Here is a 14,863-nt window from a genome sequence, read left to right as displayed (position 1 = left end):
TCCTCAATAACGCTTCTGGGCATAGACGGGGAAATCCCAATCCTGCTCGGGGAAGTATTTGGTGAGGCGCCAGTCACAGGCACGCGCATGGCCTTCCATCCCTTCGGTGCGCGAGATGCGCGAACCGATGGCACTGAACTTGAGGTTGGCTTCGGCACTGAGCTGTTGCGTGGTCAGTACCTTCATGAACTTGTGGACATTAAGACCGCCGGAGTAGCGACCGGCGCGCTTGGTCGGCAGGATGTGGTTGGTGCCGGAACACTTGTCACCGTGGGTGACGGTGCTGCCTTCGCCCAGGAACAGAGAGCCGTAGTTGCTGAGGTTCTGCTTCCACCATTCAAGGTCCTCACACAGCACCTGCAGGTGTTCGCAGGCGTACTGATCACTGACCTGGACCACTTCTTCGCGGGTGTCGCACAGGATGACTTCGCCGTAGTCGCGCCAGGCGGCGTGGATGACCTCGGCGTTGGGCATGTCGTTGCCGACCAGCGGCACCAGCTCGATGACGCGGCGCGCGACCTCTTCACTGGTGGTGAACAGCCAGACCGGTGAGTTCGGGCCGTGCTCCGCCTGGGAGACGAGATCCACCGCGATGGTCATCGGGTCTGCGGTGTGATCGGCGATCACCGCCGATTCGGTGGGGCCGGCGAAGACGTCGATGCCGACCTGCCCGAACAGCAGGCGCTTGGCTTCAGCCACGAAGGCGTTGCCCGGGCCGACGAGGATGTCGGCTTCGCGCCCGCCGAACAGGCCGAAGGCCATGCTGGCGACCGCGTGAACGCCGCCCATCTCCAGGATGCGGTCGGCACCGGCCACATGCATGGCGTAGGCCACCGCCGGATTGATGCTGTCACCGCGCGGTGGCGAACAGGCTGTGATGTACTTGACGCCGGCGGCCTTGGCCGTGGCGACGCTCATCAGCGCCGAGGCGGCATGCGCGTAGCGTCCGCCCGGCACGTAGCAACCCGCGGCATCGATGGGCAGCACGCGCTGCCCCAGCACGACACCCGGCTCGGTCTCGATCTCGAAGGATGTCAGGCTGTCGCGCTGCGCTTCGGCGAAACGACGGATCTGGCGATGGGCGAAATCGATATCGTCCTTGACGCTCTGCGGCACGCTTTCGATCAGCGTGGCCAGCTTTTCCTCGCTGAGGACGAAATCGCCGCTCCAGTTGTCGAACTTCTCGGCATACATGCGCACGGCGTCTTCACCACGCGAGCGAATGTCCTGCAGCATGTCCTGGACGATGGCCGTGGTGCGCTGATCTTCCTCTGCCACGCCGTCGGCTGCTTCAGCCAGCTTGAGGTGTCTGATTGTCATTGTGATTCCCCGAAAACTGCTGTGATCATCACGCTCCCCTGCCAGCTGGGCCGGGGAGCGTGTCGTTACGGGATGCGTCAGTCACGCCGCTGTCGACAGGCGGGACGCATCACTGGCCGCAAACGCTATCAGGCCTGGTAATCCGCGAAGTTGAAGGCATCCGGGTAGCCGAACAGAGCCACGGCACCGCCGGTGTGCAGGAAGACCACGTTCTCGCCTTCCTTGAAGTGCCCCTTGCGCACCAGGTCGATCAGACCGGCCATGCCCTTGCCGGAGTAGACCGGGTCCAGCAGGATGCCTTCCTGCTGAGCCAGCAGCGTGACGGCCTCGACCATGCTTTCGGTCGGAATGCCGTAGCCTTCACCGACGTAATCGCAGTTGGCGACGACATCTTCACGCTTGACCACATCAGACAGGCCCAGCTTGGCTTCGGTCTTCTGTGCCAGCGCGAAGACATTGCCTTCCTGCTTGTCCTTCGGGGCCCGCACGCCGATGCCGAGCACCGGAATGCCGGAGTTGCAGGCGGTCAGGCCCGTCACCAGACCCGCCTGGGTCCCGGCGCTGCCGGTGGCGTGCACGAGGTGATCGATCTTGAGGCCCATGTCGTTGGCCTGGGACAGTAGTTCGAGGGCGGCATTCACGTAACCCAGCGCGCCGATCTCGTTGGAGCCGCCACCCGGGATGATGTAGGGCTTCTTGCCCTTGCCGATCAGCTTGTCGGCCAGCGCTTCCATCTCGGCGGCCATGTCGGCACCGCCTTCACGCTTGGCGACCGTCGCGCCATGCAGCTGGTCGAGGAAGACGTTGCCGTTGTAGTTGTAGCTGCGGTCGTCGCTGCCGGTACGGTCTTCCAGCAGGATGTGGCACTCAAGGCCCAGCTTGCAGGCAGCGGCAGCGGTCTGACGCGCATGGTTGGACTGGGTAGCGCCCTGGGTGATGATGGTGTCGGCGCCCTGCTCCAGCGCGTCCGCCATCAGGAATTCCAGCTTGCGGGTCTTGTTGCCACCGGTGGAAAGCCCGGTGCAGTCATCACGTTTGATCCAGAGACGCGGCCCACCCAACAGCTTGCTCAGGTTGTCCATCGGCTCCAGCGGAGTCGAGAGGTGACCAAGGCGAACACGGGGAAAACGGGACAGATGCATACGAGCCTCCAGGCGAGTCATTGTTGTCATAGGGGTTACTCTCATAACGACGTTCGTCGAATGTGTGACATCACTCCGGCACGCCGCCGAGCGGTCTTCTCAACAGTAAGCCGCGATTCTCGCCAGTCCCAATGCCATGTTTCTCAAAGTTTGTTACTTTTCTGCATGACCAGATCTTTGCTCTGGCCCGATGAAGGCATCCAGAAGATCGTCATGCCCGCAACGCCGACCGGCAGTCATATCCATTGCCTGTGGCCCCTGGCCCTTCGGCGCTGCCCCACCATTGACGAACCATGGATGGTCCATGCTCCGGGGGTGTGCGTGCGGGCTTCACCCCAACAAGCACTCGGTGCATGATGGCCGACCTCCAACAACAACCGACATCTCCTCAGGCGACGCATGAAGATCGAATGGATCGAAGACTTTCTCGCATTGATCGAGGCCGGAACCTTCTCGCTGGCAGCCGAGCGACGCAACGTGACGCAACCCGCCTTCTCGCGCCGGATACGGCAATTGGAAGAGTGGCTGGGCGTCGAGCTGGTCTATCGTCAGTCGCAGCGCATGATCCTTACCGAGCACGCGCTGGAATATGAGCAGGAAATGCGGGAATGGCTGGCGCGTCTCTACACGCTGCGCAGCCGCCTGCGCAGCGAGGCCCGCCAGGGGCCGAAGGCGATCATCACCACCCAGCACACCCTCACCGTCAGCTATCTGCCGCGGTTGCTGCGCTATTTCCGGCACAACTCCCCCGAAGCCGGACTGCAGGTGAAATCACTGGATCGCAGCGAATGCCTGCAACTGTTCGAGCATGACCAGGCAGACCTGCTGCTGTGCTCCGAACTGCAGGGGGCACCGATCTTCGATGACAACGGCGACACCCAGCGCATCTCGCTGGGGCTGGAGCGGCTGCTGCCGGTGTGTGCTCCGGACGCCCAGGGGCGCCCCCTGCACCTGCCGCGCAGTGACCAGCGCCTGCCCTTGATCGCCTATGATCCGGAGAGTTTTCTGGGCCAGATTCTGGCCTCGCCCTACCTGATGGACCTGCAGCGCGCCCAGGACATCGACATCATCTGCGAGACGTCCTTCACGCTGGGCATTCGTGAACTGGTGATGGCCGGATTGGGGGTCGGTTGGCTGCCCCACGGCCTGATCGAGGATGATCTGGAGAGCGGCAGACTGGTCTCGCTATTGGATGATCTGGGCGGCCCGACCCTCGAGGTGGCCTGCTATTGTCGCCGTGGCAAGCACAGCGCGGCGACCGAGTCGCTGTGGCAACTGCTCAACGAGAGCCCACCCTCGGTGTAAGCCCACCTGGCGCTCACCTGTCTGCCGAGCACTGACTCGAGCAGCCCTGACTGGACCAGCACTGACTGGGCTGGCACTGACTTGACCAGCACGCAGCTGCCAACCGTTTCTTGAGGAACCAGCATGAATCGCATCAACCCCGACAAGCTGTTGCAGAGCAAATGGACCGCCGTGTCGCCCCGGGAGCGTGAGCGCCATTTCATCGTCACGCGCCTGATTCGCGATGAGCAGGACGAACATGTGGTCGAGGTCGTGTTGCAGGCGGTGCTGACCCGCAGGGATTACACCCTCGCCTGGCGCGAGCTCAAGGCAGATGATGTCTGGCAGATGGGCTGGAAATGACGGGCTGGAAATGAGGACCTGACATGAGCATCGCTGAACGCAGAAACGCCGCCCGAGGGCGGCGTTTCTGCGTCTACGCAACAGAGGATGAGACGGATTGAAGCCTGATCTTGTCTGGCCTTGGCTGACCTTGGCTGGCCTTGAGACTGACCGCAAGGCGCTGAGAAAAGATCTCAGGCCACGACCTCGGCTTCCAGCTGGTCACACAGCCGCGCCATGCGCTGCACCGCTTCCAGCAGGCTGTCGTCCGGCACGGTCAGGGCGACACGTACCAGCGGCGTACCGCAATCGCCGAAGACGCTGCCGGGCATTACCGCCACCTGCTGCTGTTCCAGCAGCCGCCAGGCGAATTGCTCACCGTCCAGGCCGGTGCGTGAGACATCGACCATCAGGAACATGCCGCCCTGGGGCAGGCTGGAGGACAGCTGCGGGATGGCCGCCAGCGCCTCATGCACCAGACGCGCGCGGCGCCCGAGAGAGTCGCGCAGACGCTCGGTGGTATCGAAATCCCCGCGCAGCGCGGCCTCGGTCATGTCGGCGATGAAGGGCTGGTTGCCGAACAGCATGGTTTCCGAGACAGGCAACAGCCGACGGCAGAATTCCGCCGAGCCGATGGCCCAGCCACTGCGAAAACCGGTGGCAGCGTGACTCTTGGAGATGGAGGACACCACCACGGTGCGCTCACGCAGTACCTCGATTTCCAGCGGCGAGACGAATTCGCCCGTGAAGATCAGCGCTTCATAGACCTCATCGCAGACGATCCACAGATCATGCTCGCGACATAGCGCGCCGATGTGCTCGAGGGTCGCCCGGTCCATCACCGCCCCGGTCGGGTTGTGCGGGGTATTGAGCAGCAACACACGGCTCTGCGGCGTGATGGCCCCGGCCAGATCCCGTGGCTGCAACACGAAGCCATGCTCCATGCGCAGCGGTACCGGCTGCAGGTCACCGCCGGCGCCGCGGATCACGCCCTCATAGGTGGCGTAGTAGGGGTCGCCGGTCAGCACGCCGGCCCCCTCCTCCACCAATGCCAGCATCACCGCGAACAGCGCCGTCTGCGTGCCGGGGAAACACAGCACGTTGTCAGCGCTGATCTCGGGCATGCGCGCGGCGTAGCGCTCGGCCAGTGCCGCGACCAGCCCCGGCTCACCACGGCCATCGGAGTAGCGTGTACGGCCAGCGCGCAGCGCCTCGACACAGTGCTCGACCAGGGCCGGATGCGTGGCGATATCCGGCTCGCCGATAGTCAGCTCGATGATCGGCTCGCCGGCCTGGATACGCTGGCGGGCAGCGCTGTGAACGGCCCATTTGTCACCGCCCAGATCACTCAGTCGTTCGGTAATGGTGGCGTAGCGCATGCTCAACTCCTGTGAGGTGGGGGTGATGTCGTGATAGCGACGTGCTCAAGCAAGGTGCCCTGTGGCAGCCGCAGAATGCCCTCTGCCGCCCGCATGGCGATCGCGGGCAGCCGCTCGACCGGATAGAGGCCATGTTCCAGCCCGCCTTCCAGCCATAGGCCATCGATCAAGCCATTGAGGGCGATCGCCTGCTCCTGACATTCGCTCTCGGTGGCGGGCAGCGCGTGGGCACTCAACACCGGCTGGACCAGCTGTGCGAGCAGATCGAGAAACTCGCGATAGGTTTCCTGGTGCACCGCCGAATAGCTGGCATCGTGGCGCACCCGGCCAATGAAGGTCGCCCACAGGGAGATCTTGTGGGCGGCCAGGTTGGGCTGCGTGAGACTCGCCGCGATGAAGCGCGCCAGACGACACGCCGGGGATTCATCACTGGCCGGGCTGGCATCGGCGATATCGGAGGTCAGCTGGCCCATCATGTAGGCGTAGGCGGCCCGCACCATGTCGTCCTTGGTGCCGAAATGGTGGCGAATCAGTCCGGGCGAGACCCCGGCCGCCTCCGCCACGCGGCGCACGCTGGCGCCGGCCAGACCGTGCTGCGCGACACAGCTCAGGGTGGCTTCCAGCAGGTCGCGACGACGCTGATCCTGGGAAAGCCGCTGGAAGGCCTTGCGACTCATCGTGATGTCTCCCGTCCGGTCGCGGTCCCGCGCATCAGACACTCGATGGGCTGATCCACGACGATGCTTTCACCAAAGGCGCCTTCTGCGACTCGCCCTTCAACGACGATGCTTTTAGCAACGATAGTCACAGCCAAGGCTCTCCAGCAGTCGCAGATGAGACTCCCACTCCAGCGCCAGATCTCCCTCCTCGTGGATGGCCATGTCGTACTGACCGACCACATGCTCACAGATCTCGGGCGAGAGGCGGCGCACCGGCTGGCCCATTGACAGGGTCGCGACCTGGATCTCGCAGCTGCGCTCGAGATAGAACATGTTGTTGAACATCTCGGCGGCAGAGGCGCCGGTGGTCAGCAGGCCATGATTGCGCAGGATCAGCGCCGGATTGTCGCCAAGGCTCGCCACGATGCGCTCGCGCTCATCCAGATCCAGCGCGATACCCTCGTAATCGTGGTAGGAGACGCGGCCATGGAACTGCAGGGCGATCTGATTCAGGGGCAAGAGCCCTTCTTCCAGGCTCGACACCGCCACACCGGCGCGGGTATGGGTATGCATGATCCAGCTGGCTGAGTGACTTGCCGCATGAATCGCCGAGTGAATGGTGAAACCGGCCGGATTGACCCGCGCGGCGCTGTCATCGACCTTCTGGCCGTTGACGTCGATCTTGACCAGCGAGGACGCCGTGATCTCCTCCCAGCGCCAGCCGTAGGGATTGATCAGAAAATGCCCTTCCTCATCCGGCACCCGCGCGGTGATGTGGGTGTAGATCAGGTCGGTCATGCGATAGTGCGCTGCCAACCGGTAGCAGGCCGCCAGGTCCAGGCGTGCTTGCCACTCCGCGTCACTCATGGTCGATGCCGGCATGTTGCTGTCTCCTGTGGTCACGATGTCGCTGTCTGGGGTCGAGAAAGGCTCGGCTGAGCCTTGAGAGGCATTGAAGCGTCCACCTTCGGGGTTCAAGCGACGCGGGCCTCAATAGCCGCGCTGGCGATCCACGCCCAGCGTGAGCGGCAGGCCATCGCGCAACTCACGCGCCGTGGCCACCACCTGTTCGGCCACCACCTCGGGGAGCGAGTCACTGGCCACGTGCGGCGTGATGCGCAGGCGCGCGTCCTGCCACCAGCGGTGAGTGGGCGCCAGCGGCTCCTCGCGGAAGACATCCAGCGTCGCGCCTGCCAGTTGCCCCGCGTCGAGGGCGGCTTCAAGGTCCGCTTCCACCAGGTGCTCGCCGCGACCGATCTGCACCAGCCAGGCGCCACGGCGCAGTTGAGCAAACAAGGCAGCATTCAGCACGTTCTCGGTCACCGGGGTCAGCGGCAGGATATTGATCAGGTAATCGGCACCGTCGGCCGCCGCCATGACGGCAGCGTCACCGGTCAGGTAACGCACACCCGACACCGGCGCGGCTGGTTCGCTGCGACAGGCGACCGTCACCGAGAATCCCAGGGTCGACAGCGAAGTGACCACGGCGCGCCCCATGCTGCCGTGGCCCAGCACTGCCACCTGTGCCTTCTCTGGCGCACGCATTGCCAACGGCTGCCATTCGCCACGCGTGGCATTGTCGGCCATGACGGCAAACTCGCGCTCGCGATGCAGTACCTCGTGAGCGGCGAAACCGGCCATCAGATACGCCTGATGCGGGTCGCGCACCCGTGCGACCTGAACCTCGGCCGAGAGCCCCGGATGCCCCAGCAGGGCATCCACCCCCGCCGCGATCGACATGGCAAGCCGAAGATTCGGGTACGGCGCGAAGGCGTCCTCCCCCGGCTGCCAGCAGATGGCGAACCGCACCTCGCTCGGGTCCTCGATCTCATGCGGATGACGCAGTACGACATCGTCGCCCAGCTGGCGCAGTGCTTCACCGTAGACGCTGTCCAGGTCCAGGGATTCACTCAGATAGACACCCAGAATCGGGGCTTGGCTTGGCATTGGCTCTCCTTGTGACACGACTGGCAGCGAGTGGGTTGCCATGGATTTATCCTCACTATTACACACTCGTATAACTACTGCCAACCGTCACGTGCTCCCCTGCTCTCTCATCGCCTTGCCAATGCCTTGATCGACGGGGTGTTGCCGTCACCGCACTGTTCTGGAGGAAACATGCGCGCCACAACGACAAAAGGAGAGGCGCAAGCGCCTCTCCTTTCTCATGTGTCATCTGGTCGATGGTGCAAGCTGGCATCAGCGGTGATGACAGCCTGCCGCTGCCAGCCTGATGGCAGCGAGGGGATTCACAACGAGGCCACCTTCGCCACTGGCGGGCGCTGCTTGCCCTGGGTGACGATGTAGATACCGCTTGCGACCACGATGGCGGCGCCCAGCAGGGTCATGGCATCGAGGCTTTCCCCCAGCACCATGACGCCGAGCGCCAAGGCAAACAGGACGCGGGTATAGCGAAATGGCGTGACCACCGAGACCTCGCCCTTGCGCATGGCAATCGTCAAGGCGTTGTAGGCGATGACCCCGAGTATCACGGCACCCACGATCAGCCAGGTCGCCTCGGGCGCATACGCAAGCGGGGTCTGCTGGTAGAGAGCGATCAGCCCCCCCGCCGGAATCAGGGCGAGAAAGCCATAGATGCCGAGCTGGACGTTGGACAACGACGCCGGCGCGCCGCGCGTCGCCAGGTCCCGTCCGGCGAAGCCGATCGTGCTGATCACCGCAAACAGTGAGGTCATGTTGAAGCTGTCGAGGCCTGGGCGCACGATCAGCAGCACGCCAATGAAGCCGACACCGATTGCCAGCCAGCGCTTGCGGCTGACGCGCTCCCCGAAGAACAGTGCCGCCCCGGCCACCACGACCAGCGGCGTCGCCTGCAGGATGGTGGAGGCAGTGGAAAGCGGCATCAGGGTGATGGCGAGGGCGAAGCTGCTGCGGGCGATGATTTCACAGATGACACGCACCAGAATCGGACGCGAGAAGATCGCCGCAGGCATGAGGGACTCACCGCGCAGGCAGGTCAACAGCATGAAGACCAGCATGCCGCCGAGACCGAACAGCATCAGGGTGATACCGGTCGAGGTATGCCCCGCCGCCAACTTGAACAACAGATCCTCCACCGCGAATGCTGCCATCGCGATGACCATGAAAACACTACCACGCATATTGTCCACTCACGCCCCCTTGGTCTTTCAAGTCACATTCACCAGACGGTCTGGCGGCCAGGATCAAGCGCGTATCGCGCTGCAACATCACCCCACGGCAGGCAGCGGGTCCGCTTGATCATCGGTGGCATCGTCCCACCATCACGCCATCAAGTCTTGCACCCTGCGCGTGAGGAGAAACAGGCGCGATTGCCGCAAAGACGCGTTTCAGAACCCCCCATGATGGCGCAAGGCCACGCTATCCGGCACTCGAGTGATGCGCTGGCAGCGCTCTTGTTAGACGAAAGATATGGCGTCAGGCGCCCGGCGCGCTCGAATCTGAACGTCAAGGAAAGCCAGAACTTCACGGCAAGCCTCGCACAGCAAGACGCCCGCGATCAGCGAGCGGGAGCTCGTGAACGCGGGCGTCAATCCTCAATGTCTCTTCACACGGCTCAGTCCTGTTGATTCTCCAGCAGCGACTTCAGGCCATGCGGCTGGCAACGCAGGTACTGGGGCGCAGCCTTGACGGTGTCACCCAGCGCAGCGGCCGCGTGCCACGGCCAGCGCGGGTCGTAGAGGATGCCACGCGCCAGCGCGATGGCATCGGCACGCTCGTTTGCCAGCAGGTCTTCGGCCTGCTGCGGCTCGGTGATCAGGCCAACGGCAATCACCGGCATCTTCACCTGCGCCTTCAGGGCCTCGGCGTGCGGCACCTGATAGTTGGGCGCTACCGGAATCTGCTGCTGCGCGCTGAGCCCGCCACTGGAGACATGCAGATAGTGGCAGCCACGACGGTCCAGCGCCTTGGCAAGTTCGATGCTCTGCTCGAGGTCCCAGCCGCCCTCGACCCAGTCCGTCGCGCTGATCCGGATGCCCAGCATCACGTACTGCGGGATCGCGGCCCGCACGGCGTCAAAGACCTCTAGCGTCAGACGCATGCGGTTCTCGAGTGAGCCACCGTAGTCATCGTCGCGCTGATTGCTCAACGGCGACAGGAATTCGTGCAGCAGATAACCATGCGCCGCATGCAGCTCGATGCCGTCCAGGCCGATGTCGACGGCGCGCTGTGCCGCCGCCACGAAGTCCGCGATGGTGCGGCGGATCTGCTCGCCACTCATCGACTCGGGGAGCGGCCCGCCTTCGCTGAAGGGAATCGCGCTGGGGGCAAGTACCTGCCAGCCATTGTCGTTGCCGGGCGCGATGGCAGCACCGCCCTCCCAGGGCTTCTGGCAGGATGCCTTGCGTCCCGCATGACCGATCTGCACCGCCAGCGGCATCGGTGAATAGCGGCGGATACGCTCGACAACTCCCTGCATGGCTTGCTGGCATGCCTCATCGTAGAGTCCGACATCGCCATGGGTGATGCGCCCTTCCGGGGCAACGGCGCTGGCTTCGAAGATCAGAAGCCCAGCTCCGGACTGGGCGAGATTGCCAAGATGCTGATCATGCCAGGCCTGCATCTGGCCCTCCTCGGCGGAGTACTGACACATGGGCGCGATGATGATGCGATTGTCCAGCGTGAGCGGGCCGAGGGTGAGAGGTGAAAACAGTGTGGACATGGAGTTCCTCTGGAGGCAGACAGGGCGGGTTCGGCAAGGCGCAGGCGCGAACATGGCGAGAAGGTCCGTGCTGCCAAAGCCGATGCAGTGCAAGCACAATGCGGGCACCGGGCAGGCGCCACAAGCGCAAGCTGGCCGTGATGACGGCAACGCTGAGTTGCCCATGCTTCACGCACGCCCTGCCAGCGCCCCACCATCAGCGACTCGCCTCAGCATCAGCGACTCGCCTCATCCTCCAGCACTTCCTTGACCAGCAGACGCCCGACATCGGCAATCGCGGCATTGCGTGCTGCCAGTTCCGCCTCGCTTTCGGTCAGATAGACCGCCACGATCAACGGGGCACGCAACGGCGGCCACAGGATGGCAACGTCATTGTTGGTGCCATACCCCCCGCCGCCGGTCTTGTCCGCGATCTGCCAGTCATCGGGCAAGGCCGCCCGCAGCTTGTCATCACCGGTGGTGTTGGCCAGCATCCAGCCCTGCAGAGCCAGGCGCGATGGCTCGCTCAGCGCATCCCCCACCAGCAGTCGCTGCAGGGTAGCCGCCATCGCGTGCGGCGTGGTGGTATCGCGCGGGTCACCGGGAGTGGCCTCATTGAGCGCCGTTTCACGTCTATCCAGCCGCGTGCTGTCATCGTCCAGGCGCCGCAGATAGGCCGTCAGTGCGGCAGGACCGCCAAGGGTGTCGAGAATCAGGTTGCCCGCGGTATTGTCGCTGGTCGTGATGGTGGCATGGCACAACGCCTCGAGCGTCAGGCCTCCATCCCGGGTGTGGTTCTCGGTGATGGGGGAATAGGTCACGAGGTCCGCCGGGCGAATCTCCACCTTGCGTGACAACGATTCCTGGCCTTCGTCCACCCGGGAGAGCATATGACCACAGGCCAGCACCTTGAAGGTGCTGCTCATGGGGAAGCGCTCATCCCCCCGCCAGCTGAAACGGGTGCCATCGGCGGTATCCAGAACGGTGACACCGATTCGCGCGCCGACCTCTGATTCGATGGCCTGAATGGCCGACGCCGAGAGCGGCTTGTCAGCGGCCAACGCATCGTCTGCGGCCTGAGCGCCCAGCGGCAGACAGGCAAGCGCGGCGGCGGCCAGCCACTGTTTCCAGCACCTTGAAGGCCTGACAGCAAGCTTTACCGCAAGGCTGGAAGAGTGCAATGGAGACGAGCGGTGATCGGCACCGCACAGGCGCTGAGGGGATGAAGGCATCAATGACATGTCCTGATCATGGGGAGCGGTCGTGTCGCAGCAGACACAACCAATATGCAGCATGCTACATGTACCATAGCCGCTTAAGCGCGGGTATGCCGGCCATCTCACTACGGGCCGCGGACTGGCAGAGACTTGATCTGGATCAATGCCAGCGCACGCTGCTCTCACTCATCGAGAACCTTGAGCGTCTTGTTGCGCTTGGCGCCGGGCTTGGCATGCCATGACAGGCGAATATCGAGGCGATGATGATCATCCTCTCGCCGCGCCGTGACCTTGAGGGTCATCAGGCCGCGCGGTGCCAGCCGAATCTCGCCGTCCTCATCGCGAAATGACAGCAGCCCCTTGCCCAGCCCCTTGATGATGGCCTTGAGAATGTCCTGAACGCCATCGATGGACTGCAATGATTCATGTCGGAACAGCGACTTGTCCTGCTTGTCGTCTTTCACCTGCCTCTCCTGTGCGTGTTTCAGGGCGCGTAGACCTTGACCTCGGGATGGTCATTGCTGATGCCGACGATGCGTCCACAGGCTTCTATCAGCGTCGCCCCCATGCCCACGCCATCCAGCCCTTCCTTGCGGCGTGAATTACGATCCAGGGTGACGTCGCCCTCGATATGCAGAAGGCCGTGGCGCCAGCCCAGCTGCTGGCCCGCCTGATGATTGACGTGACCATGCATCACGGCACGAATGCCAACCTTGTGCAGGCGCTTGACGCCTGCGGCGCTCAGCACCATGTCGCTCTTGCGATATTTGGTGCGCAGTACATTGGCCAGCTCACCGTAATAGAAGGTGAACGGGTCTTCGCGCAGGATGCGCCGGAATTCCTGATTGACCTGCGAGACCTTCTGGCGGCCGAGTCGTCTGGCGAAGGCATCATCCACGCCTGCATGGACATGCAGGAAGGCGCCACTGCGATAGGCAAGGCGCATCTCGTCGAAGAACCAGGCAAAGCGCCCGCCGGGCTTGAGAAACAGCTCGTGGGCCTTGAGCGCGGCGGCATAGGTCTGGCGCAACGAGAGACCGTGTTTCTCACAGGCATGCTCGAAGCCATCGGCCTTGGCGCTCAGGCGAGTGATCTCCTTCTCCAGCGCCTCCCCCTTGAGCACATGGCCTGCCGATTTGCGAAACTGCTCCGCCCAGTCCGGCCCCGGGTACAGGCGCCGACGACACTCACTTCGCGAGGGAATGCTCTTCATCGCCCGCGGTCTGTCCGCCAGGTAGTGATCGAAGACTTCCTTGAGCAGCGCCAGCCCCTTGGCGCCCATGCGCACGAACAGATGATCAGTACGCGCCGAATCATCATGACTCAGCCGCATCAGCGCCAGCATCAGCCGCATGTCGTGATTGCCCGCCAGCAACTTGAGACGCGCCCCGCTGCGCATCAAGGTGCGCAGGGCTTCCAGCAGCTCCAGATTGCTGGGGCCCTTGTCGAGGCAATCACCGCCGATGACGAAGACGCTGCGCTTGCCCCGCGCCGTCAATACCAGGTGGTCCCGCGAGGTCAGGCGCACACCGCCACTGGCCACCAGAGATGCGATGAAGGCTTCCGCGTCGGCATGCGCATCGGAGATGAAGATGACATCGCGGCGTGGCCAGTCCTTGCTGCCCAGCTTGCGAGCGGCGCGGGACACCTTGTCACCGGCGCGCAGGTGCTGATGTGTCTCGGGCCACTGAGCCGCGTGACTGGGTAGCGCCTTGAGATAACGCGTCGGGCCTCGGTAACGCGGTACGGCGTCGCTCATGGGGGGACTGAGGGTCATTGGGCTATCTCCTTGTGGCATCTGCTTGCCTCGTTGAACTCACCGGCTTGTGGCAAGCAAGCGCCTTGCCGCTCCTTGGGGCCCATCCGGGGGAATGTGGAATGAGGTCACGGGCACAGGGCGACAAGCTTATGACCGTTTGATCACAGAAAGATGACAGGCCCGTATCACGCTGATGCGCTGGCCTGCTTCTCTGCTGTCAATGACTCCGCCCATCCCCTGCTCTCCAGCACCCCGCCCGCTCTCTGCACTTCAGTACCCCGCCGGCTGGCCGCCAACTCAGTCCTGCGCGGGCTCGTGACGCTGGCGCACCTTCCACTCGCCAGCCACATGCCGCCATGACCCAGGCGGAGTTTCCTCGATGACCACCGGCCGCGCATGGTGCATGCTCAGCCCGGCAATCTGGTCGAAGTCCAGCACGCCCAGCAGATGCGCCGCATGGCGCAGCGCTGCGCCATGGCCGACGACCAGCGTCAGCGTGGCGCCCGATGTGGGGGGGGATGTGGGAGCCGAGACAGAAGGTGTTGAGGAAGCCGGTAGCGAAGCAATGAAGTCGGCCACCCGCTGACCGGCCTGCATCAGGGATTCAGCTCCCGGCAGCGGCAGGCGAAAGTGGCTGTTGGATTTCCAGTCGGCCGGCAGGAAATCCACGCGCGGGTCATGACGCACCGCTTCGGCGATCTGTGCCGTGGTCAGATTGGCGGCGCTGCCCAGACTGCGCTCCCACAGGGCATCATGTGCCATGAGCGAGAACTCACGCTCTGTCCTGTCACCCATGACCTCGTTCATCACCTGCGCCGTCTGCCAGGCACGCAACAGGCTGGAGGCATGTACCGTGCTGGCCGGTTGCCAGCCATGTGCCTGACACAGCGTCAGCACTTCCTCGGCTCCCTCACGCGCCTGACGCTCACCGCGACGGGTCAAGGGAAACGGCTGCAGCGCGCTCGGGGTATCAATCTGCTGGTGATAATCGGCATGACGAATCAATGCCACACGTCGAATTGTCGGTTCATCAGTCATCGGCCGTCGCTCTTCCCGTCTTCACTCGGTATTGATTCATGCTGGCGGTCCTCGCCATGCGTCGCCTCGTACGGTGCTAGT

At 63.7% G+C, this 14,863-nt stretch carries 14 protein-coding genes; 2 read left to right on the top strand and 12 right to left on the bottom strand.

The window, feature by feature from the left end; all coding sequences use genetic code 11:
• Window positions 1-3 precede the first annotated feature (3 nt).
• Window positions 4-1,320 (bottom strand): histidinol dehydrogenase, encoded by a 1,317-nt coding sequence (gene hisD, locus LCW13_RS07840; protein ID WP_153635637.1) that lies wholly within the window; start codon window positions 1,318-1,320, stop codon window positions 4-6.
• Between the two features lie 128 nt (window positions 1,321-1,448).
• On the bottom strand, window positions 1,449-2,462 hold the full coding sequence (cuyA, locus tag LCW13_RS07835) for a D-cysteate sulfo-lyase (RefSeq protein ID WP_054556003.1): 1,014 nt from the start codon (window positions 2,460-2,462) through the stop codon (window positions 1,449-1,451).
• Between the two features lie 399 nt (window positions 2,463-2,861).
• Between cuyA and LCW13_RS07830 the strand changes: the two genes are divergently transcribed.
• Together LCW13_RS07830 and LCW13_RS07825 are read left to right on the top strand one after the other, a co-directional pair.
• Window positions 2,862-3,767, top strand: a complete 906-nt coding sequence (locus LCW13_RS07830; RefSeq protein WP_043332806.1) for a LysR family transcriptional regulator — start codon at window positions 2,862-2,864, stop codon at window positions 3,765-3,767.
• Between the two features lie 123 nt (window positions 3,768-3,890).
• Window positions 3,891-4,109 (top strand): TIGR02450 family Trp-rich protein, encoded by a 219-nt coding sequence (locus tag LCW13_RS07825; protein WP_043332808.1) that lies wholly within the window; start codon window positions 3,891-3,893, stop codon window positions 4,107-4,109.
• A gap of 173 nt (window positions 4,110-4,282) precedes the next feature.
• On the opposite strand, the gene LCW13_RS07820 is transcribed toward LCW13_RS07825, so the two are convergent.
• The 10 genes from LCW13_RS07820 to LCW13_RS07775 all read right to left on the bottom strand — a co-directional run bounded on the left by LCW13_RS07820 (window position 4,283) and on the right by LCW13_RS07775 (window position 14,782).
• Window positions 4,283-5,467: a pyridoxal phosphate-dependent aminotransferase gene (locus LCW13_RS07820; protein ID WP_225347974.1), complete on the bottom strand. Its 1,185-nt coding sequence runs from the start codon at window positions 5,465-5,467 to the stop codon at window positions 4,283-4,285.
• Window positions 5,468-5,469: 2 nt separating this feature from the next.
• Window positions 5,470-6,144, bottom strand: coding sequence for a TetR/AcrR family transcriptional regulator (locus LCW13_RS07815; protein WP_225347973.1), 675 nt, complete (start codon window positions 6,142-6,144; stop codon window positions 5,470-5,472).
• Between the two features lie 114 nt (window positions 6,145-6,258).
• Window positions 6,259-7,008, bottom strand: a complete 750-nt coding sequence (locus tag LCW13_RS07810) for a class II aldolase/adducin family protein (protein WP_197738731.1) — start codon at window positions 7,006-7,008, stop codon at window positions 6,259-6,261.
• A 108-nt stretch (window positions 7,009-7,116) separates the two neighbouring features.
• On the bottom strand, window positions 7,117-8,073 hold the full coding sequence (locus tag LCW13_RS07805) for an NAD(P)-dependent oxidoreductase (protein ID WP_043332815.1): 957 nt from the start codon (window positions 8,071-8,073) through the stop codon (window positions 7,117-7,119).
• Between the two features lie 302 nt (window positions 8,074-8,375).
• On the bottom strand, window positions 8,376-9,248 hold the full coding sequence (locus LCW13_RS07800; protein ID WP_209443786.1) for a DMT family transporter: 873 nt from the start codon (window positions 9,246-9,248) through the stop codon (window positions 8,376-8,378).
• Between the two features lie 434 nt (window positions 9,249-9,682).
• Entirely contained in the window at window positions 9,683-10,789 is a 1,107-nt protein-coding gene (locus LCW13_RS07795) for an NADH:flavin oxidoreductase/NADH oxidase (RefSeq protein WP_043332817.1), read from the bottom strand.
• A 215-nt stretch (window positions 10,790-11,004) separates the two neighbouring features.
• The gene (bla, locus tag LCW13_RS07790; protein ID WP_225347972.1) at window positions 11,005-12,000 is read right to left on the bottom strand and encodes a class A beta-lactamase; all 996 of its coding nucleotides are present in this window, start codon (window positions 11,998-12,000) and stop codon (window positions 11,005-11,007) included.
• A 167-nt stretch (window positions 12,001-12,167) separates the two neighbouring features.
• The gene (locus LCW13_RS07785; protein WP_054555998.1) at window positions 12,168-12,449 is read right to left on the bottom strand and encodes an amphi-Trp domain-containing protein; all 282 of its coding nucleotides are present in this window, start codon (window positions 12,447-12,449) and stop codon (window positions 12,168-12,170) included.
• 20 nt (window positions 12,450-12,469) lie between these two features.
• Window positions 12,470-13,762, bottom strand: coding sequence for a metallophosphoesterase (locus tag LCW13_RS07780; protein WP_043332104.1), 1,293 nt, complete (start codon window positions 13,760-13,762; stop codon window positions 12,470-12,472).
• A 279-nt stretch (window positions 13,763-14,041) separates the two neighbouring features.
• Entirely contained in the window at window positions 14,042-14,782 is a 741-nt protein-coding gene (locus LCW13_RS07775) for a histidine phosphatase family protein (protein ID WP_225347971.1), read from the bottom strand.
• Window positions 14,783-14,863: the final 81 nt, after the last annotated feature.

The organism is Cobetia amphilecti, from assembly GCF_020217465.1.
In the GTDB taxonomy this organism is placed as follows: domain Bacteria; phylum Pseudomonadota; class Gammaproteobacteria; order Pseudomonadales; family Halomonadaceae; genus Cobetia; species Cobetia amphilecti.
Note: the sequence above shows the minus strand (reverse complement) of the source record. Positions and strands in the feature narration are given on the sequence as shown.

Excerpts from the sequence above, each read along its gene's own strand:
- hisD (WP_153635637.1), bottom strand. The coding sequence starts at position 1,320 with ATGACAATCAGACACCTCAAGCTGGCTGAAGCAGCCGACGGCGTGGCA.
- cuyA (WP_054556003.1), bottom strand. The coding sequence starts at position 2,462 with ATGCATCTGTCCCGTTTTCCCCGTGTTCGCCTTGGTCACCTCTCGACT.
- LCW13_RS07830 (WP_043332806.1), top strand. The coding sequence starts at position 2,862 with ATGAAGATCGAATGGATCGAAGACTTTCTCGCATTGATCGAGGCCGGA.
- LCW13_RS07825 (WP_043332808.1), top strand. The coding sequence starts at position 3,891 with ATGAATCGCATCAACCCCGACAAGCTGTTGCAGAGCAAATGGACCGCC.
- LCW13_RS07820 (WP_225347974.1), bottom strand. The coding sequence starts at position 5,467 with ATGCGCTACGCCACCATTACCGAACGACTGAGTGATCTGGGCGGTGAC.
- LCW13_RS07815 (WP_225347973.1), bottom strand. The coding sequence starts at position 6,144 with ATGAGTCGCAAGGCCTTCCAGCGGCTTTCCCAGGATCAGCGTCGTCGC.
- LCW13_RS07810 (WP_197738731.1), bottom strand. The coding sequence starts at position 7,008 with ATGCCGGCATCGACCATGAGTGACGCGGAGTGGCAAGCACGCCTGGAC.
- LCW13_RS07805 (WP_043332815.1), bottom strand. The coding sequence starts at position 8,073 with ATGCCAAGCCAAGCCCCGATTCTGGGTGTCTATCTGAGTGAATCCCTG.
- LCW13_RS07800 (WP_209443786.1), bottom strand. The coding sequence starts at position 9,248 with ATGCGTGGTAGTGTTTTCATGGTCATCGCGATGGCAGCATTCGCGGTG.
- LCW13_RS07795 (WP_043332817.1), bottom strand. The coding sequence starts at position 10,789 with ATGTCCACACTGTTTTCACCTCTCACCCTCGGCCCGCTCACGCTGGAC.
- bla (WP_225347972.1), bottom strand. The coding sequence starts at position 12,000 with ATGCCTTCATCCCCTCAGCGCCTGTGCGGTGCCGATCACCGCTCGTCT.
- LCW13_RS07780 (WP_043332104.1), bottom strand. The coding sequence starts at position 13,762 with ATGACCCTCAGTCCCCCCATGAGCGACGCCGTACCGCGTTACCGAGGC.
- LCW13_RS07775 (WP_225347971.1), bottom strand. The coding sequence starts at position 14,782 with ATGACTGATGAACCGACAATTCGACGTGTGGCATTGATTCGTCATGCC.